The sequence below is a fragment of the Flavobacterium sp. GCM10022190 genome (assembly GCF_042656445.1).
Classification (GTDB): Bacteria; Bacteroidota; Bacteroidia; order Flavobacteriales; family Flavobacteriaceae; genus Flavobacterium; species Flavobacterium nitratireducens.
In genome coordinates, this window is the sequence record NZ_JBHSOQ010000001.1 from 1,296,191 (window position 1) to 1,315,023 (window position 18,833).

General features: G+C 33.5%; 17 protein-coding genes. 7 read left to right on the forward strand and 10 right to left on the reverse strand.

Going from position 1 to position 18,833, the window contains the following annotated elements; translation table 11 throughout:
- Positions 1 to 2: 2 nt before the first annotated feature.
- Positions 3 to 734: an RNA methyltransferase gene (locus ACFPTQ_RS05340; RefSeq protein ID WP_379774791.1), complete on the forward strand. Its 732-nt coding sequence runs from the start codon at positions 3 to 5 to the stop codon at positions 732 to 734.
- A gap of 4 nt (positions 735 to 738) precedes the next feature.
- On the opposite strand, the gene ACFPTQ_RS05345 is transcribed toward ACFPTQ_RS05340, so the two are convergent.
- From ACFPTQ_RS05345 to ACFPTQ_RS05360, 4 genes are all read right to left on the reverse strand, one after another.
- The gene (locus tag ACFPTQ_RS05345) at positions 739 to 1,440 is read right to left on the reverse strand and encodes a porin family protein (protein ID WP_379774794.1); all 702 of its coding nucleotides are present in this window, start codon (positions 1,438 to 1,440) and stop codon (positions 739 to 741) included.
- Positions 1,441 to 1,452: 12 nt separating this feature from the next.
- Positions 1,453 to 2,184, reverse strand: a complete 732-nt coding sequence (ubiE, locus tag ACFPTQ_RS05350; protein WP_379774797.1) for a bifunctional demethylmenaquinone methyltransferase/2-methoxy-6-polyprenyl-1,4-benzoquinol methylase UbiE — start codon at positions 2,182 to 2,184, stop codon at positions 1,453 to 1,455.
- Positions 2,185 to 2,712: 528 nt separating this feature from the next.
- Positions 2,713 to 3,210: a dihydrofolate reductase gene (locus tag ACFPTQ_RS05355; RefSeq protein ID WP_379774799.1), complete on the reverse strand. Its 498-nt coding sequence runs from the start codon at positions 3,208 to 3,210 to the stop codon at positions 2,713 to 2,715.
- Between the two features lie 6 nt (positions 3,211 to 3,216).
- Positions 3,217 to 3,552 (reverse strand): 2TM domain-containing protein, encoded by a 336-nt coding sequence (locus ACFPTQ_RS05360; RefSeq protein ID WP_379774802.1) that lies wholly within the window; start codon positions 3,550 to 3,552, stop codon positions 3,217 to 3,219.
- 241 nt (positions 3,553 to 3,793) lie between these two features.
- On the opposite strand from ACFPTQ_RS05360, the gene ACFPTQ_RS05365 reads away from it, so the two are divergent.
- A complete protein-coding gene (locus ACFPTQ_RS05365) occupies positions 3,794 to 4,090 on the forward strand; it encodes an isoamylase early set domain-containing protein (RefSeq protein WP_278034146.1) in 297 nt (98 codons plus the stop codon).
- 21 nt (positions 4,091 to 4,111) lie between these two features.
- On the opposite strand, the gene ACFPTQ_RS05370 is transcribed toward ACFPTQ_RS05365, so the two are convergent.
- The 4 genes from ACFPTQ_RS05370 to ACFPTQ_RS05385 form a co-directional block, all read right to left on the reverse strand.
- Positions 4,112 to 4,936 carry a thymidylate synthase gene (locus tag ACFPTQ_RS05370; RefSeq protein ID WP_379774805.1) on the reverse strand — a complete coding sequence of 275 codons (825 nt, stop codon included), beginning with the start codon at positions 4,934 to 4,936 and terminating at the stop codon, positions 4,112 to 4,114.
- Positions 4,937 to 4,994: 58 nt separating this feature from the next.
- Entirely contained in the window at positions 4,995 to 5,615 is a 621-nt protein-coding gene (locus tag ACFPTQ_RS05375) for a bifunctional nuclease domain-containing protein (RefSeq protein WP_379774808.1), read from the reverse strand.
- 134 nt (positions 5,616 to 5,749) lie between these two features.
- Complete coding sequence (locus ACFPTQ_RS05380; RefSeq protein WP_379774811.1) at positions 5,750 to 6,718, reverse strand: electron transfer flavoprotein subunit alpha/FixB family protein; 969 nt, start codon at positions 6,716 to 6,718, stop codon at positions 5,750 to 5,752.
- Between the two features lie 108 nt (positions 6,719 to 6,826).
- Positions 6,827 to 7,573 carry an electron transfer flavoprotein subunit beta/FixA family protein gene (locus ACFPTQ_RS05385; RefSeq protein ID WP_379774814.1) on the reverse strand — a complete coding sequence of 249 codons (747 nt, stop codon included), beginning with the start codon at positions 7,571 to 7,573 and terminating at the stop codon, positions 6,827 to 6,829.
- Positions 7,574 to 7,833: 260 nt separating this feature from the next.
- On the opposite strand from ACFPTQ_RS05385, the gene ACFPTQ_RS05390 reads away from it, so the two are divergent.
- From ACFPTQ_RS05390 to ACFPTQ_RS05405, 4 genes are all read left to right on the forward strand, one after another.
- Positions 7,834 to 8,820 (forward strand): pyruvate dehydrogenase complex E1 component subunit beta, encoded by a 987-nt coding sequence (locus ACFPTQ_RS05390; protein ID WP_278036496.1) that lies wholly within the window; start codon positions 7,834 to 7,836, stop codon positions 8,818 to 8,820.
- Between the two features lie 71 nt (positions 8,821 to 8,891).
- Complete coding sequence (locus ACFPTQ_RS05395; RefSeq protein ID WP_379774817.1) at positions 8,892 to 11,381, forward strand: DUF5686 and carboxypeptidase-like regulatory domain-containing protein; 2,490 nt, start codon at positions 8,892 to 8,894, stop codon at positions 11,379 to 11,381.
- Positions 11,382 to 11,493: 112 nt separating this feature from the next.
- On the forward strand, positions 11,494 to 12,024 hold the full coding sequence (locus ACFPTQ_RS05400) for an inorganic diphosphatase (protein WP_278034140.1): 531 nt from the start codon (positions 11,494 to 11,496) through the stop codon (positions 12,022 to 12,024).
- 108 nt (positions 12,025 to 12,132) lie between these two features.
- Positions 12,133 to 14,574: a sodium-translocating pyrophosphatase gene (locus tag ACFPTQ_RS05405; protein WP_379774820.1), complete on the forward strand. Its 2,442-nt coding sequence runs from the start codon at positions 12,133 to 12,135 to the stop codon at positions 14,572 to 14,574.
- Between the two features lie 62 nt (positions 14,575 to 14,636).
- Here the strand turns inward: ACFPTQ_RS05405 and ACFPTQ_RS05410 are convergent, their stop codons facing one another.
- On the reverse strand, positions 14,637 to 15,251 hold the full coding sequence (locus tag ACFPTQ_RS05410) for a deoxynucleoside kinase (protein ID WP_379774822.1): 615 nt from the start codon (positions 15,249 to 15,251) through the stop codon (positions 14,637 to 14,639).
- A 173-nt stretch (positions 15,252 to 15,424) separates the two neighbouring features.
- Positions 15,425 to 16,675 (reverse strand): methionine adenosyltransferase, encoded by a 1,251-nt coding sequence (gene metK / locus ACFPTQ_RS05415; RefSeq protein WP_278034139.1) that lies wholly within the window; start codon positions 16,673 to 16,675, stop codon positions 15,425 to 15,427.
- Between the two features lie 516 nt (positions 16,676 to 17,191).
- Between metK and ACFPTQ_RS05420 the strand changes: the two genes are divergently transcribed.
- Entirely contained in the window at positions 17,192 to 18,466 is a 1,275-nt protein-coding gene (locus ACFPTQ_RS05420) for an O-acetylhomoserine aminocarboxypropyltransferase/cysteine synthase family protein (protein ID WP_379774826.1), read from the forward strand.
- Positions 18,467 to 18,833: the final 367 nt, after the last annotated feature.

Below are 18,833 nucleotides of genomic sequence, written 5' to 3' on the forward strand. Positions count from 1 at the left end.
TTATGGTTAGTAAAAACCAAATAAAACTAATAACTAGTTTACAGCAAAAAAAGTATAGGATTATCAATCAAATGTTTTTTGCAGAAGGTGTAAAAGTGATTCAAGAACTTTTGAATTCTAATTTCGAATTAGAACATTTGTTTACTACCCAGTATGATTTTGAGGACGTTTTAGGTAAAAAAAAATCCTTAATACACGAAACCGATTTGAAAAAAATCAGTGCTTTAGCTACACCTAATAGCTGTTTGGCATTGTTTAAAATTCCAGAAGAAAAAACAATTATAGAATCCGGTTTAATAATTGCTTTGGATGATGTGAGAGACCCAGGTAACTTAGGGACTATATTACGTCTATGTGATTGGTACGGTGTAGAACAAGTAATTTGTTCTAAGGAGTCGGTTGATATTTACAATCCAAAAGTAGTTCAGGCAACAATGGGATCTATAAGTAGGGTAAATGTAACTTATGTGGATTTAGAAGCATACATTTCTCAAACGAATTTAAAAGTTTACGGCACTTTTATGGAGGGAGAAAATATATATAAATCTTCCCTTCCTCAAGAAGGAATTATTGTTATGGGAAATGAAGCTAATGGTATTTCAGAAGAAATTGAAGCTTTAATAAAAAACCGTATTACTATTCCTCGTTTTGGGAAATTACAAAAGGCAGAAAGTTTAAATGTTGCCACTGCAACGGGTATAATTTTGAGTGAATTTAAGCGAAATCTAGCTTAAGTTTTTAATGGAAAGTAAAATTAATAAAGACAGCTCTTGTTTTTAATGATTCGATATTTCCTGTCCAAGGGCTATTAGGATCATTATCACGAATAAGTTCGTCTTTAAGGCTGAAACAGCCACGAATAGAAGGGGAAAAGATAAAGTATTCAGAGAAGATGTCGATTCCAAAACCCAACTCGTAATTCGTACTCCATGGTTTTACTCTGAATTTTTGTTGGAGATTATCGTCTTTGGATTTTGAATTAGAAGACAAATTTAGAGTAGTAGACAATCCACCTACAATATAGGGACGAATGTTCCCAGTTCTTACAGAGGAAAATTTGAGTAATAAAGGAAAATGAATATAAGTACTGTTTACGTCGCGTACTGCGTCAATTTCTCTTTCAAAATCTGGAAAATATAAGGTTCTTTTAGTGTAATATAATCCGGGTTCAAAACGAAGGTTTACGTGTTCTTGAAGTTTTAAATCAGCTACAACTCCTACATTGAAACCGGTGCTTTTTTTTACTTGGATGTCTGGACTTACCGTTTTGTAATCGAACTTAAAATCAAAAGAACTAAATCCTAAATAATAGCCAAAATACAGTCGTTGTTTTTGAAAATTCTCTAAATTGATAATAGGATCTTTACTGAACATTCCTTTAGTTTGCGACTGTCCTAAAGTGAACATTAATAAGAAAGTAAAGGCAATTATCTTTTTCATGACCAGGAAAGTTTATTTTTTTGATGCAACATAAATGGTGGCAACCCCAAAAGTTTGTGGCATTGCTTTTACATCTATAAACCCTGTTTTTCTTAAAATATTGTTTAAAGCTTCGCCATATGGAAAAGCAGCCGCCGATTCGGATAGGTATCCATAGGCAACGTTGTCTTTAGAAAATAATTTCCCGATGATTGGTAAAATGTTTTTGCTGTAAAAATTGTAACCTTGTTTGTAAGGTGTTTTTTCAGGTACTGAGGTTTCTAGAATGACAAAAGTTCCGTTAGGCTTTAAAACTCTTAATATTTCTGCTAAACCTTTTTCTAAGTTTTCAAAGTTACGAACACCAAAAGCAACAGTAATGGCATCAAAGTAATTGTCTTCAAAAGGAATACTTTCGGAATCTCCCAAAATCATTTCGATACGTTCAGAAAGATTTTTTTGCGCAATTTTTTTTATTCCCACGTCTAACATTCCTTCCGAAATGTCTAATCCTGTTATTTTTTTGGCATTGGTTTGTGCCATTAAAATAGCTAAGTCTCCTGTGCCAGTTGCAATGTCTAAAATGGTTTCTGGTTTATTTTTATTGATGATTTTGAGTACTTTTTTTCTCCATTTAACATCAATTCCAAATGAGATAACTCGATTTAAATTATCGTAGTTGCCAGAAATGGTATCAAACATTTTGGCGACTTGTTCTTTTTTGCCTAAGGTAGAATCTTTATATGGGGTGATATTTTTGTCCATTTTTTAAATTTTAGCAAATATACTATAATGCCTTTTAAAATGTTCTGGTATTTTGAAATTCAATTTTGGTTTGGTTTTTTTTATTTTTTGAAAAATCACCAAAAGTGGGTATTGTATGACAAATTTTTTATATTGAAATTTACAGCCTGAATTACTTATCATGATTAATAGAGAATTACTTATTCAACTCAGATGGCTGTTTTTTGCGTTGGCAATTTCATTTGTTCTTGTTATTTATTTTGACGGCTCTTCTTTAATAAGAGGTAGAGACTTTATTGAAACGCAAAATACGTTCTTAGGATTAAATTTGTTTTTGGAAATTTTAATTTTCACCTCCTTTAGTATCTTTGTGGTATTTGGTATTAAAGGGTTTTTCGAGATGTTTTCTCGAAAAATTGCAAATAATATTATTCTTATTTCGGGTATGAGTTTATTATTTGTCAATTTATTGTTGTTATGTCAAATTGTTTTTCAAGACTAGAATAGTTTCAAATTAATTTTAAAGTGATTCAAAGTAAAAAAACACCTCTACTGAGGTGTTTTTTCTTTTTTAATATAGGTTTCAAATGTGAAATCGTACAAATGTTTTTCATCTTTAGTTTGAAATTCGCTATTCGTTAGTTCCCATTCATTTTCATTTATTTCAGGAAAAAAAGCATCTGCTTCAAAAGTGTGGTGTACAACAGTCAATTCAATTTTATCGGCAAATGGTAGGCTTAAATTGTAAATTTCTCCACCTCCTATGATAAATGATTCTTCGTTTTTAGGGCAAATTTCAATAGCTTTTTCGATACTGTTTACAACGATACAGCCTTCTGCTTCATATCCTTTTTGTCTTGTAATAATAACATGGGTTCTATTTGGTAAGGGTTTAGGGAAACTTTCAAATGTTTTTCTACCCATTATAATGTAGTGTCCTGTTGTGAGGCTTTTAAATCGTTTAAAATCGTTTGGTAAATGCCAAACTAGCTGGTTGTCTTTTCCAAGTGCCCTGTTTTCGGCAGCAGCAGCGATCATTGTAATCATTCGTTTTTAATTAGTAGGGTTTTCTTCGTTTAGGTTGTTGCTCAATTCTTCAATTTTCTTTTTTTGTAAATCGACTAAGCGGTCAATTTGTTCTCTTTCCCAGTTTTTATCCATAAATCGATCAGTGATAAACACTTTTATGAAATGCAAAATAAATAAAAACAACCAAGTCGTAATTAGCCAAATGTGCCAACTTGCGTTTTCGTTGAAGTGAAAAACGGTTGTGGCTACAAATAAAAATAGGCTAGCTAAAAACAATAAAACAAAATGAAAATAAACTCTTTTTTTCTGTTTTATACGTTTTCTAGCATACTCGTATAATTCATGTTGTTCGGTTTTCATAGGGAGCTGTTTTTTTGTTTATAAAGATAAAATTTAATTTCTAAATGTTGATTTGTGTGGGAAATTATTTGTATTTCATTCTTTCTTTTTTTTGTTAATTAGGAAAAATACCAAAGATAAATTATAAAATTGATTTGTTTTTAACACTTTATTATGTTTTGTCTTAAAAGTTCATCCAAGGTGTTTAAACTTCAAAATAAAATGACTTACTTTGTTACAGAAATCTAAAAATGAAACAGTTATGTCGATTAAAAAACAGTTTGTAAAGTCAAAACCAGTTTGTAAAGTTACGTTTTCAATAGAGGCTAAGGAAGCTACAAGTGCTGCTGTAGTAGGTGATTTTAACAATTGGAATCCTGAAGAAGGTGCTTTAAGTAAATTGAAAAACGGTACTTTTAAAGGTGTTTTTGATTTGGATAAAGATGCAACTTATGAATTCAAATATCTGATTGACGGAGAATATATAAACGAAACAGAAGCAGACTCATTTAAGTGGAATGAATTTGCAGGAGCTGAAAATAGCGTTTTAGAGGTTTAATCTAAAACGCTTTTTTTTTGTTTATACTGCCACGTTGCCTTTAATGGTCTCGTGAGGTTCATAGCCTACGAGAGTGAAGTCGTCATAGTCAAAATCAAAAATGTTTTTTATCTCAGGATTTAAAATCATTTTTGGTAATGGTCTAGGCTCGCGTGATAATTGTAGTTCGATTTGCTCAAAGTGATTGTTGTATATGTGTGCGTCACCGAACGTATGGATGAATTCTCCTGGTTCTAAGTCGCATACTTGTGCTATCATCATCGTTAGCAAAGCGTAAGAAGCAATATTAAACGGAACACCTAAGAAAATGTCGGCACTTCTTTGGTATAATTGGCAGGATAATTTTCCGTTAGCTACATAAAATTGGAAGAAAGCATGACAAGGCGGCAAAGCGGCTTTGTTGTTAGCTACATTTTCTTCGAATGATTTTGATGTGTCTGGTAATACCGATGGATTCCAAGCCGAAACAAGCATTCTTCGGCTGTTGGGATTGGTTTTTAATTCTTGTATTAGATCGGAAATTTGATCAATTTCTTCACTATTCCAATTACGCCATTGATGTCCGTATACTGGACCCAAATCTCCATTTTTATCTGCCCAAGCATCCCAAATTTTTACATTGTGTTCTTTAAGGTAGCCTATGTTAGTGTCACCTTTTAGAAACCAAAGCAATTCGTAAATGATCGATTTAAGATGAAGTTTTTTAGTGGTTACCATAGGGAAACCTTCGCTTAAATCAAAACGCATTTGGTAACCAAAAACACTTTTGGTTCCCGTTCCTGTTCGATCGCCTTTTTGGCAACCATTTTCCATTACATGTTTTACTAAATCTAGATATTGCTTCATTGGGATATGTTGATTTATGCAAATTGTTATACTATAGCACTCAAAAATAGCACTTAAATTAGGATTCCCTTTTTGAAATTTCGTCTCTTATTTTGGCTGCTTTTTCGTAATCTTCTTGTTCAACAGCTTGAATTAATAAGTCATTTAATTCTTGTAAGCTATATTTTATATAAGCTCTGCCGCTTTCTGCTTCAGCCGAAAAAGATTCCGGATTAGAAATAACATCTTCCATTGGTTGGTTTTCTTTGTCTGAATCAGTTGAGCTTGTTTTTAAATAAATACCTGCTTTATCTAAAATGTTTTTATAGGTAAAAATTGGCGCATTGAATCGTAAAGCTAAAGCAATTGCATCAGAAGTTCTGGCGTCGATTATTTCTTCGATTTTATCTCTTTCGCAAATAATACTAGAGTAAAAAACACCATCTACTAATTTGTGTATGATTACTTGTTTAACTACGATATCAAATCGCTCAGCAAAATTTTTGAATAAATCATGAGTTAGTGGACGTGGCGGTTTTATTTCTTTTTCTAAAGCAATTGCAATAGATTGAGCTTCAAAAGCACCTATTACTATAGGTAGTTTTCTCTCGCCGTCTACTTCATTCAAAATCAAAGCGTAGGCCCCATTTTGTGTTTGGCTGTATGAAATTCCTTTTATGGATAATTTGACTAAGCTCATAATTGTTGAAATGAAAAATGTAGTTTTGGTTTTTAGTTTTAGGTTGCAATATTAATTAAAAATTCTGCCAATAAGCAAAGATACGATTATCTTATTTTATTAGGCAGAATTATTTTATTGTTTAGCTTGTAAGCTTAATTGTTTTGTGACTTATACGTTTTTAATTTTTCAATTAATCTTGGTACAACATCAAAAGCATCACCCACGATTCCGTAATCTGCAACCTTAAAGAAAGGCGCTTCGGCATCGGTATTGATTACTACTTTTACTTTAGAAGCATTGATTCCTGCAATATGTTGAATCGCTCCGGAAATTCCAATAGCAATATATAAATTAGTAGCAACGGGTTTTCCTGTTTGTCCTACGTGTTCAGCGTGTGGTCTCCAACCTAAATCAGATACAGGTTTAGAACAAGCAGTCGCCGCACCAAGAACTGTAGCTAAATCTTCAATTAATCCCCAGTTTTCTGGACCTTTTAATCCGCGTCCTCCTGATACTACAATTTCAGCATCAGCAATAGAAACTTTTCCAGATGATTTTTCAACAGATTCTACTTTAATACCAAAGTCATTATCGCCAATGATAGGGTTGAAAATTTCTTCGGTTAATGTGGATTCGTTTTCAAAAATACCGAATGAGTTTTTTGCTAAACCAATCACTTTTACATCAGTATTGATTTCTGTTATATTGAATGCTTTGTTTGAAAAAGCATTTCTTTTTACTTGAAAAGGAGCGGTACTAACCGGTAATGCAACTACATTAGAAGCGTAACCTGCATCTAAGTTTACAGCTACCAATGGAGAAAGATAAATACTATCGGTGCTTGATGATAGAATTACCAGTTTAGTGTTTTCCTGTTGAGCAGCTTGTTTGATAACATCTGCGTAAGCTTTTGCGTTAAATTGATTTAGTTTGTTATTAGCTACTTTTAAAACTTTGTCAACTCCGTATTTTGCTAATTCCGAATTGTTTTCGTTATTAATGGTCAAAGCAGTTACAGTTGTTCCTAATGATTCGGCTACTTTTTTAGCATAAGATGCGATTTCAAAAGCTACTTTTTTAAATTTTCCTTCGGCCGATTCGGCATATATTAATATTGACATGATGATTTATGATTTTAGATTAACGATTTGTGATTTTAGATTTTAATTAAAGTGTTGAATTGGATTTTGTTTTGCATATCTGCAGTCAAAAATCTTCATTCAGTAATCTTAAATCACTTTGGCCTCGTTGTGTAATAAGTTGATTAATTCATCTAAATTGTCAGCTGAAATCATTTTTACAGCCGATTTTGGAGCTGGTTTTTCAAATTTAATTGCTTTAGTATTTGTAGGTGCTTCAGTTGCTTCAATTACATTTAGCGGTTTAGTTCTCGCAGTCATAATTCCTCTCATGTTAGGAATTCGTAAGTCTTTTTCTTCAACGATTCCTTTTTGACCACCAATAATTAAAGGTAAAGAAGTGCTAACGGTTTCTTTTCCGCCGTCTATTTCACGTACAGCAGTTACATTTGTTCCATCAACTTTAACATCAATACAGGCGTTTAGAAAATTGTATCCTAAAATACTAGCTGTCATTCCTGGAACCATCCCTCCGTTATAATCTAGTGATTCTTTTCCAGCAATAACTAAGTCGTATCCTCCTGATTGTATTACTTGAGCTAATTGTTTCGCTACAAAAAAACCATCGGTAGGAGTTGCGTTGATACGGATGGCATCATTGGCTCCAATAGCAAGTGCTTTTCTTAATGTAGGTTCGGTTTCAGGACCTCCAACATTTACTACTGTTACAGTAGCGCCTTGTTGTTCTTGGAACCAAATAGCACGTGTCAATCCAAATTCGTCATTAGGATTGATTACATATTGAACACCGTTAGTGTCAAATTCAGTATCACCGTTTGTAAAATTAATTTTAGAGGTAGTATCAGGAACATGACTGATGCAAACTAGTATTTTCATGTTTTGAAGATTTTATGTGTTTTTTGAAGATTGAGTTACAAAATTAGAACAATATTTCGAATATTTTGGCATTGAATAGGTACTTAAGGAGATTCGTATAATAATTTAGTCCTTTTGTTAGGAATATAGGAAGTTAAATTGCAAGATATTCACATACGAATCCTAAGATGTTAGAATTTAAGGTGGATTATTTAGGTTAATTTGTGTTTTAAATGGTTTAAAATATTTATTTTTGCTCTTTTGAAAATTATATACATACTATATCTAATATGAGAACGATACAATTTAGAGAGGCCATTTGCGAAGCGATGAGTGAAGAAATGCGTCGTGATGAGTCCATTTATTTAATGGGTGAGGAAGTTGCTGAGTACAATGGAGCTTATAAAGCATCTAAAGGAATGCTTGCTGAATTTGGAGAAAAAAGAGTTATTGATACTCCAATTGCAGAGTTAGGTTTTTCAGGAATTGCTGTAGGTTCAGCAATGAATGGTTGCCGACCAATTGTAGAATATATGACTTTCAACTTCTGTTTAGTTGGTATTGATCAAATTATTAATAATGCTGCTAAAATGCGTCAAATGACAGGGGGACAATTTAATGTGCCAATCGTTTTTCGTGGACCAACTGCTTCTGCAGGTCAATTAGGAGCTACACACTCTCAAGCTTTAGAGAACTGGTTTGCAAATACTCCAGGTTTAAAAGTTATTGTTCCGTCAACTCCTTATGATGCTAAAGGTTTATTGAAAGCCGCTATTCGTGATAATGACCCAGTAATTTTCATGGAATCTGAGCAAATGTATGGTGATAAAGGAGAAGTGCCAGATGGAGAATATGTAATTCCTATTGGAGTTGCTGATATCAAAAGAGAAGGTACAGATGTAACAATTGTTTCTTTTGGAAAAATCATTAAAGAAGCATTTATTGCAGCTGATGAATTAGCTAAAGAAGGTATTTCATGTGAAATTATCGACTTAAGAACAGTTCGTCCTATGGATAAAGACGCTATTTTGAAATCGGTTAAAAAAACGAATCGTTTGGTAATTCTTGAAGAAGCTTGGCCAGTGGCTAGTATTTCTTCTGAGATTACTTATATCGTTCAAGAACAAGCATTCGATTTCTTAGATGCGCCAATTCAAAGAATCACTACAGCTGATACTCCAGCACCATATTCACCAGTGTTGTTGAAAGAATGGTTGCCAAATGCATCTGATGTAATCAAAGCTGTTAAAAAAGTAATGTATAAATAATACATAACAAACACTATTAAGGCTTCATCTTACGTTTAGTTTGATGAAGCTTTTTTTTTAAAATTTACTGTATGAGTAAAAAATATCTTTTTTTAGTAATCGTTTTTATTGTGTCTTTGTTTTCTACCCTTTTTGCTCAAACAAAAGTGAGCGGAATGGTTCTAGATAAATCAAATCAGCCTGTCCCTTATGCAAATATTGTGTTTAAAGGTTCAAATCAAGGGGTTATGTCTAATGAAGACGGGCGTTTTTATATCGAATCTCCTCAAACTTATGATGTTTTGTTGATTACATCTGTAGGATTTTCAGATAAAGAAATTACTTTGGAAAAAGCGGTGAATTATAATTTTAAGGTTGTTTTGAAAGATGCAGAGGCGTTAAAGGAGGTAGTGGTTTTTACAGGTAAAACTTCTAAAAAAAACAATCCCGCTCTTGATATTCTTAGGAAAATTTGGGAAAGAAAACGTAAAAATGGCTTGTATCTGTTTGATCAATATCAAATGGAAAAATATGAGAAGGTTGAATTTGATATGAATACCATTGATAGTGCTTTTATGAAAAGTAAGCTTTTCAAAGGAATGGAGTTTGTTTTTAAGCATGTTGATACTTCAAGGGTAACTGGGAAGACTTATCTCCCTATTTTTATTAACGAATCATTATCGGATGTATATGGTAATAATAAGTTGGGCAAAGTAAAAGAGAAATTGAAAGCCAATAAAAATTCTGGATTTAGCGATAATCAACAAATTTTATCCTTTGTAAAAGACTTGTATTCTAATTATGATATTTACAATAATCACATGACTTTTTTTGATAAGAGTTTTACGAGTCCTTTGTCAAAAACAGGAATTGACACCTATAATTATGTCTTGCGTGACAGTGCTTTCATCAATAAGAAATGGTGTTACAATATTTTGTTTTATCCTCGTCGTAAAAACGAACTTACTTTTAAAGGGGATTTTTGGGTTAATGACACCACTTTTGCCATCAAGAAAATTAATATGGCCGTAACTAAAAGTGCCAATATTAACTGGGTAAAAGATATTTATATCGAACAAGAATTTGAAGTTCAAAACGATTCGGTTTTTTTATTGACACGTGACCACATGATGTCGGACTTTGCCTTGAATAAAAAAGAAGAGTCTAAAGGGGTTTATGGTAAACGTACCACATTGTATCAAAATCATCAATTTAATGTAGAAAAACCAGTAGCTTTTTATAAAGAAGAAGTCAATTACATCGATAATGAAGTCTATAATCGAGATGAAAAATACTGGGAGGAGAATCGATTTGAAAATCTAAATAAAGATGAAAAAGGTATTTACAAAATGTTAGATACCTTGCAAACGGTCAAGAAGTTTAAGAAGTTGTATAATTTGGTTTCTATTTTAGGAAGTGGTTATATCCAATTTGGACATTTTGATTATGGGCCTATTTTTTCAACTTTTGGATACAATGAAGTCGAAGGTGTTCGTATTCGAACAGGAGGTCGAACCTATTTTGGCCCAAACGACACTTGGAGACTTCAAGGCTATACGGCTTATGGATTTGATGATAATAAATTCAAATATGGTTTGTCAGGAAAATGGATGGTTGATAAGAAAAGCAGAATCATTCTTTCAGGAGGTAATCGACGTGATGTCGAGCAAATTGGGGCGAGCTTGACTACTACCAATGATGTTTTGGGGCGAAGTTTTGCTTCTTCCTCTTTGTTTAATACAAGTAGTAATGGAAAATTGACCAATATCAACTTATCTAATTTTGCTGTTGAAATGGAACCCGTAAAAAACCTGACCTTTCAATTAGGTTTTTCATATAGAACATTAGAATCAGCGTCTAATACATTTAGCTTGGATTATTATACAGATGCTACTTATACTACAACAAGAAAGGATGTAAAACAATCAGAAGCTAATGTGCAGGTTGAATTTAGCCCAAATCGAAAAATGATTGGTTTCGGGGTAGAAAGAAATGTAGTTGATAGTCCGTTCAGTCGATTTTATGTGAATTATAGTCATGGATTTAAAGGTTTATTAGATAGTGATTTTGACTATGATAAATTACAATTGTATTATAAACAACCGATAATTATTGGTCCATTAGGACGAACCAATATTACTTTAGAATTAGGTAAAACCTTTGGAACAATTCCTTTAGGTTTAATGAGTGTGATACCAGGAAATCAATCTTATTTTACGATAGAAAATACATTTAGTAATCTTAATTTTTACGAATTTATCTCGGATCAATATGCTACGATGCAGTGGGAACACAATTTCCAAGGAAGATTATTTGCTCGAATTCCTTTTATGCGAAAATTAAATTGGAGAGAGATTATTGGTGCCAGAGGAGTGTATGGAACTATTACCGATGCTAATCGTGCCATTAATGCTTCGGGATTGAATTATACAGCACCGGAAAATGTGTATTGGGAATATAGTGCTGGTATTGGGAATATTTTCAAGGTTTTCCGAATTGATTTTACTTGGAGAGGTAATTATTTGAATGCACCCGATGCGCAACGTTTTTCTGTAAAAGGCGCCTTTGGTTTTTATTTCTAAACTAATAAATAGGATTAAAAGTTTTGAGTATCTTTTAGATAGAAATATTTTGTTATAAAAGACTATTTAAATTACTTTTGTGCCCAAATTAAATCAACTTAAGATAATTAAAATGACTGCAGACAAAATAAACACTTTCGATGTTCTTATCGAAATACCAAGAGGGAGTAGAAATAAGTACGAGTACGATTTTGAAATCAAAAGAATGCGTTTTGATAGAATGTTATTCTCTTCAATGATGTACCCTGCTGATTACGGATTTATTCCTGAAACTTTAGCTTTAGATGGAGATCCATTAGATGTTTTGGTTTTAGTTAATGAGCCTACTTTTCCTGGTTGTGTTATGGAAGTAAAACCTATCGGTGTTTTCCACATGGCTGATGATAAAGGACCAGATGAGAAAATTGTTTGTGTACCTGTTTCTGACCCAATTTGGAATAAATTAAATGATTTGTCAGATGTTAATCCTCACTTATTAAAAGAAATCGAGCACTTCTTCCAAGTATACAAGGATCTTGAAAATAAACAAGTAGATGTTGAAGGTTGGGGAGATTTAAGTGAAGCAAAAACAATCATCAAAGAGTGTACAGATCGTTTCAATGCAATTGAAAACAAACCAGAAGGATTATTTAGTATTAAATAATTTAAGTTTATAAAAATGTAAAAAAAGCAATATTCGGTCAGAATATTGCTTTTTTTGTTTAAATTCGTTTGTATAGTGTTGATTATTAACCTTAACCAAAACGAATTTATGAATACAATTATGATTTGGATGCCAGTGATTATGGCATTAGTTGGATTGGCTTTTATGTTTTACAAAAGAGCTTGGGTTTTAAAACAAGATGCCGGAGATGGTAAAATGGCGGCTATTTCGGATTATATTTACGAAGGAGCCTTAGCCTTTCTCAAAGCAGAGTACAGGTTGCTCTCAGTTTTTGTTTTATTAGCCAGTATTGTTTTAGCAGCTATTACTTTTTTGCCAGGTGTTAAAACGCATTTATTAATTGTAATCGCCTTCGTTGTTGGTGCATTCTTTTCTGCTTTAGCAGGAAACATGGGAATGAAGATAGCAACAAAAACGAACGTAAGGACTACTCAGGCGGCTCGTAGTAGTTTGCCTCAGGCGTTAAAGGTTTCTTTTGGAGGTGGAACTGTAATGGGACTAGGTGTTGCTGGATTGGCAGTTTTAGGTTTGACCTCTTTTTTTATTTTCTTTTTTCATTTTTTCATGGATGGTTCATGGACTTCTACTGAAGATATGACGGTAGTTCTTGAAACACTGGCAGGTTTTTCATTAGGAGCCGAATCGATTGCTTTGTTCGCTAGAGTAGGTGGGGGAATTTATACTAAAGCTGCCGATGTAGGTGCTGATTTAGTAGGTAAAGTAGAAGCGGGAATTCCAGAGGATGATCCACGTAATCCTGCAACAATTGCTGATAATGTAGGGGATAATGTGGGCGATGTGGCCGGAATGGGAGCTGATTTATTTGGTTCTTATGTAGCTACGGTTTTAGCTGCTATGGTTTTAGGAAACTACGTGATTAAAGATATGGGTGGAATTATTCAAGATGTATTTGGTGGTATAGGGCCAATTTTGTTACCTATGGCTATAGCTGGTTTTGGAATTTTGTTTTCAATCATAGGAACGATGTTAGTTAAAATCTCAAGTGATGATGCAAAAGAAGCTCAAGTGCAAAAAGCTTTGAATATTGGAAATTGGGTTTCAATTGTTCTTACAGCTGTTTCTTGTTTTTTCTTGGTTCAATATATGCTTCCTGAAGTTATGACTATGGAGTATTTTGGTGAAGGTGCTCAAGAAATTTCATCAATGCGTGTTTTTTATGCTACTATAATTGGTTTGTTTGTTGGTGGAGCAATCTCTTCTGTTACAGAGTATTATACGGGATTGGGGACGAAGCCCGTTTTAGCAATTGTTCAAAAATCATCTACAGGAGCAGGGACTAATGTGATTGCAGGTTTAGCAACCGGAATGATTTCGACCTTTCCAACCGTTTTATTGTTTGGTGCGGCGATATGGTCAACCTATGCTTTGGCTGGTTTTTATGGAGTTGCTTTAGCGGCCTCTGCAATGATGGCTACTACGGCTATGCAATTGGCAATTGATGCATTTGGGCCAATTTCAGATAATGCTGGAGGAATTGCTGAAATGAGCGAATTACCTAAAGAAGTTCGTACTAGAACAGATATCTTAGATTCAGTAGGGAATACAACTGCTGCTACAGGAAAAGGATTTGCGATTGCTTCGGCAGCATTAACATCTTTGGCACTGTTTGCTGCTTATGTGACTTTTACAGGAATTGATGGGATTAATATTTTTAAAGCACCCGTTTTGGCTATGTTGTTTGTTGGAGGAATGATTCCTGTAGTTTTTTCTGCATTGGCGATGAATTCTGTTGGTAAAGCAGCCATGGATATGGTGTATGAAGTGCGTCGTCAGTTTAAAGAAATACCAGGTATCATGGAAGGAACAGCAAAACCGGAGTATGCGAAATGCGTTGATATTTCAACCAAAGCGGCTTTGCGCGAAATGATGTTGCCGGGCGTTTTAACCATTGGTTTTCCTATTGCGATTGTTTTACTTGGAAAATTAGTTTATGCTGATAATAATCAGTTAATTGCTGAAATGTTGGGTGGGTACATGGCGGGTGTAACGGTTTCAGGTGTGCTTTGGGCTGTTTTTCAAAACAATGCTGGAGGTGCTTGGGATAATGCAAAGAAATCATTTGAAGCGGGTGTAATGATTAATGGAGAAATGACTTATAAAGGTTCTGATGCGCATAAAGCGGCAGTAACAGGTGATACGGTAGGTGATCCCTTTAAAGATACTTCTGGGCCTTCTATGAATATTTTAATCAAATTGACTTGTTTAATTGGTTTAGTAATTGCGCCGATATTAGGAAATGGAAGTATAACGCATACTGGGAAAAATATGCCTATAATGGAAATGAATTCTTGTCATATGGGTAATCATGGAGAGGATCATATGATGATGGGGAAATGTAATATGGATAAATGTGTCAAAATTACCAAAGAGGAATGTGCTAAAATGTGTGATGAAATGGGATGTACGCCAGAAGAAAAAAAGGCTTGTTTATCACATTATGACAGCAACGGAAAGTTTGTTGCTCCATCTAATTCTGTAAAAAAAGAATGTTGTGCTCACAAAAAATAAATTATGTTAATAATAAAAAATGCCTCGCAATCGCGAGGCATTTTTTGTCTGTATATATAGGATTAAAACAATCCGTTTAATTCGGCATTGATTCTTTCGATGATGTTTCCTAAGTCTTCAGGGTTGTCCACAAAGTTTATTTTGTCTACATCTATAATTAATAGTTTTCCTCTGTTGTACGTTTGAATCCAAGCTTCATAACGCTCGTTCAAACGACTTAGATAGTCAATTGAAATAGAGTTTTCGTATTCGCGTCCACGTTTATGGATTTGTCCGACTAAATTTGGAATAGAACTTCTTAGGTATATCAATAAATCGGGAGCTTTAACTGTAGATTCCATTAATTCAAAAAGAGAAGAATAGTTTTGGAAATCACGAGTAGTCATTAGTCCCATTGCATAAAGATTAGGAGCAAAAATATGGGCGTCTTCATAGATGGTTCGGTCTTGGATTACTTTTTTTCCGCTTTCGCGAATTTGCATCACTTGACGAAAACGACTATTCAAGAAATAAATTTGTAGATTAAAAGACCAGCGTTCCATCTGGTGGTAAAAATCATCTAAATAAGGGTTGTCTACTACGTCCTCGTAATGAGGTTCCCATTTGAATTGTTTGGATAGTAAAGCGGTTAATGTTGTTTTGCCTGAACCTATATTTCCTGCTACTGCTATGTGCATTATATTGTTAGCGTTTTTTTGATTTGTATTTGTCTTTGGATGTAAAAATAGAAAAAAAAACAGTCTTCGGTAAGTTAAATAGGATTGATTTTGAATTTTATTAATGCCCAAGTGTATAAAAAAAAAGCCATTCGTTTTAGGGAATGGCTTAAAAGATGCTTTATAATGATTGTTTACAATCCGAATGCTGTTTTTATTTGGTCAACATAGTCTAATTTTTCCCAAGTAAATAATTCAACAGTTACTGTTTTTTCTTCTCCTCCAGGAGCAGAGAATGTTTTAGTAACTACTTCTGGCGTACGTCCCATGTGTCCGTAAGCAGCAGTTTCACTGTAGATAGGGTTTCTTAATTTTAAACGTTGCTCGATAAAGTAAGGACGCATATCAAAAATAGCTTCTACTTTCTTAGCAATTTCTCCATTAGTTAAATTTACTTTTGAAGTGCCATAAGTATCAATAAAAATTCCCATTGGCTCAGCAACTCCAATGGCATAAGAAACCTGAACTAAGATTTCGTCAGCAACACCGGCAGCCACTAAGTTTTTAGCAATATGGCGTGTAGCATAAGCGGCACTACGGTCTACTTTACTTGGATCTTTTCCAGAAAAAGCACCACCACCGTGAGCTCCTTTACCGCCATAAGTATCAACAATAATTTTTCTTCCTGTTAAACCAGTATCTCCGTGAGGTCCTCCAATAACGAATTTTCCTGTTGGGTTGATGTGGTAGTTGATTTTATCGTTAAATAAGTGAGCGTAAACAGGATATTTAGCGATGATTCTAGGAATCAAAATTTCGATAATGTCTTTTTTAATTTTAGTAAGCATTGCTGCTTCTTCATCAAAATCATCGTGTTGTGTAGAGATAACAATCGCATCAATACGGATTGGTGTATTGTCATCACTATATTCTAATGTTACTTGAGCTTTAGCATCTGGACGTAAATAGGTAATTTCATTATTCTCACGTCTTAATTCAGCTAATTCTTTCAATAGGTTATGTGAAAGGTCTAATGCTAAAGGCATGTAGTTTTCAGTTTCATTAGTTGCATAACCAAACATCATACCTTGATCTCCTGCACCTTGTTCTTCTGGGTTTTTTCTGTCAACACCTTGGTTGATGTCTGCAGATTGTTCGTGAATAGCTGAAAGAATTCCACAAGAATTAGCTTCAAACATATATTCACTTTTAGTGTAACCAATTTTACGGATTACATCACGCGCAATTTGTTGAACATCTAAATATGTATTTGATTTTACCTCTCCAGCTAAGATTACTTGACCGGTAGTTACTAAAGTTTCGCAAGCTACTTTTGAATCGGCGTCAAATGCTAGGAAGTTATCAATTAATGCGTCTGAAATTTGATCTGCAATTTTGTCTGGATGTCCTTCGCTTACAGATTCTGACGTAAATAAATAGGCCATAAATTATTTTTTTAATATTAAGCGAGGAAAAATAATTGCAAAAAGAACTAAAGGAGGTTTCTGCTTTAGCATTTTTTTCTACTGAAAATCTTCAGTATTCATAATCAACTAGGTTCATTATGAAGAGGTTGCAATCAGTTCAAATTTTTCCTCTTGTATTTTGAGGTGCAAAGGTATGAAACCATTTTTGATTTGTAAATTAATCTTAACTAATTTTTTGAATTAAAAGTTGAGTTCTTGTTCGTGCTTTGTAGAATGGCGTAAATAGTAAGTAAAAAAATGTTAAATTAATTTCAAATTATTTGGTTATTATAAATAAAGTTCGCAAATTTGGTTCAGTTAAAAAAAATATAGATATGCAAACAAATATCAAGATGGCGATGTGTATGGTTGTTCAGAATTTTTTCTGCGGGTATCCTATTGCTTAAACTTGATTAAAAATTATAGCAAAGCCTCCCGAGAAATTGGGAGGTTTTTTTTTGAAATAAATTATAAATAATTAAATAAAATTTTACAATGAGTGATTTAAGATTTGAAACCAATTCATTACATGCAGGTCATGATGTGACTAAGCATTCAGGAACCAGAGCTGTTCCTATTTATCAAACTTCTTCTTATGTGTTTAATAACTCTGAACATGCAGCTAATTTATTTGGTCTAGCTGAGGCAGGTTATATTTATACACGTTTGAATAATCCAACAAATGATATTTTAGAGCAGCGTTTAGCGGCACTGGAAGGTGGAATTGCAGCTGTGGTTACAGCTTCGGGTACTGCGGCGATAGTAACTGCATTATTAGCAATTTTAAAATCAGGCGATCATATTGTGGCTTCAAGCAGTTTGTATGGCGGTACCTTTAATTTGTTTAGTTCTACATTACCAAGGTTAGGAATTACAACAACATTTGTAGATCCATCGGATGCAGCTAATTTTGAAAATGCAGTTAACGATAATACTAAAGTTATTTTTGTAGAAAGTTTAGGGAATCCTAAACTTGATGTTTTAGATCTTAAGTCTATTGCTGCAGTAGCACAAAAAGTAAAAGTACCTTTTATAGTTGATAATACAGTCGCTTCACCTTATTTGTTAAATCCAATTGAACATGGGGCTAATATTGTAGCGCATTCGTTAACGAAATATATTGCCGGTAATGGTACTTCTTTAGGAGGAGCTATTATTGATGCGGGAACTTTTGATTGGAGTAGTGGTCGTTTTCCAGAATTTACAGAACCAAATCCAGGTTATCATGGTTTAGTGTATCACGAAGCGTTAGGGGCTGCTGCATTTATTGCTAAAGTTAGAATTGAAGGATTAAGGGATTATGGCGCCGCTTTGAGTCCGTTTAATGCTTTTCAAATTATTCAAGGATTAGAAACTTTAGCCGTACGTGTTCAAAGACATAGTGAAAATGGATTGGCATTAGCGCAATGGTTAGAGCAACAAGAACAAGTGGCTTGGGTGAACTATCCTGGTTTGAAATCAAGCAAGTATTATGACTTGGCGCAAGAATATTTGCCTAAAGGACAAAATGGATTGGTCACTTTTGGATTAAAAGGAGGTTTTGATGCCGCTAAGAAAGTAGCGGATGAAACGAAGTTATTTTCATTGTTGGCTAATATTGGTGATACAAAGTCTTTAATTATCCATCCAGCAAGTACAACGCATCAACAATTAAATGATGAACAGCAATTAAGTTCGGGTGTTTCTAAAGATTTAATCCGTATTTCAGTAGGTTTAGAGAATATTGAAGACTTAAAAGCAGACTTGAAAGCAGTTTTTAACAGTTTGTAGTGTCTAATTTAAACTTTGCTTAACATCATGAAAGGATTTAGGTAGTATCTTTGAAATATCAAATCAGAAGAGTAGAATAAAGATGGTTTTACTGTCAGAAAAAAAAGGCTCTTATTTGATTTGCTTTTTAAAATAAATTATGCCTCCACAATGTGAGGCTTTAAAATAAACCTAAGTTTAGATTAAAATAGCTTAAAAAAAATTAAAATGATGTTTCAGTAAAGATTATTTTATTATCTTTGGAGCACAAAACAAAAAGAAAATGAAACTTATTATTTGTAAAAAAGCTATGGTTCAATCTAAAGGGATTTGCAGGAGTGCAATTGCTTAATGTTTTTTTATTAAATAAATAAAATATAGCAAAAGC

Bases quoted from the DNA above. Each gene is read 5' to 3' on its own strand.
- ACFPTQ_RS05375 (WP_379774808.1), bottom strand. From the start codon at position 5,615: ATGAGCTTAGTCAAATTATCCATAAAAGGAATTTCATACAGCCAAACA.
- ACFPTQ_RS05380 (WP_379774811.1), bottom strand. From the start codon at position 6,718: ATGTCAATATTAATATATGCCGAATCGGCCGAAGGAAAATTTAAAAAA.
- ubiE (WP_379774797.1), bottom strand. From the start codon at position 2,184: ATGGACAAAAATATCACCCCATATAAAGATTCTACCTTAGGCAAAAAA.
- ACFPTQ_RS05400 (WP_278034140.1), top strand. From the start codon at position 11,494: ATGACTGCAGACAAAATAAACACTTTCGATGTTCTTATCGAAATACCA.
- ACFPTQ_RS05370 (WP_379774805.1), bottom strand. From the start codon at position 4,936: ATGAAGCAATATCTAGATTTAGTAAAACATGTAATGGAAAATGGTTGC.
- ACFPTQ_RS05345 (WP_379774794.1), bottom strand. From the start codon at position 1,440: ATGAAAAAGATAATTGCCTTTACTTTCTTATTAATGTTCACTTTAGGA.
- ACFPTQ_RS05355 (WP_379774799.1), bottom strand. From the start codon at position 3,210: ATGATTACAATGATCGCTGCTGCTGCCGAAAACAGGGCACTTGGAAAA.
- ACFPTQ_RS05410 (WP_379774822.1), bottom strand. From the start codon at position 15,251: ATGCACATAGCAGTAGCAGGAAATATAGGTTCAGGCAAAACAACATTA.
- ACFPTQ_RS05405 (WP_379774820.1), top strand. From the start codon at position 12,133: ATGAATACAATTATGATTTGGATGCCAGTGATTATGGCATTAGTTGGA.
- ACFPTQ_RS05420 (WP_379774826.1), top strand. From the start codon at position 17,192: ATGAGTGATTTAAGATTTGAAACCAATTCATTACATGCAGGTCATGAT.
- ACFPTQ_RS05340 (WP_379774791.1), top strand. From the start codon at position 3: ATGGTTAGTAAAAACCAAATAAAACTAATAACTAGTTTACAGCAAAAA.
- ACFPTQ_RS05365 (WP_278034146.1), top strand. From the start codon at position 3,794: ATGTCGATTAAAAAACAGTTTGTAAAGTCAAAACCAGTTTGTAAAGTT.
- ACFPTQ_RS05395 (WP_379774817.1), top strand. From the start codon at position 8,892: ATGAGTAAAAAATATCTTTTTTTAGTAATCGTTTTTATTGTGTCTTTG.
- metK (WP_278034139.1), bottom strand. From the start codon at position 16,675: ATGGCCTATTTATTTACGTCAGAATCTGTAAGCGAAGGACATCCAGAC.
- ACFPTQ_RS05360 (WP_379774802.1), bottom strand. From the start codon at position 3,552: ATGAAAACCGAACAACATGAATTATACGAGTATGCTAGAAAACGTATA.
- ACFPTQ_RS05385 (WP_379774814.1), bottom strand. From the start codon at position 7,573: ATGAAAATACTAGTTTGCATCAGTCATGTTCCTGATACTACCTCTAAA.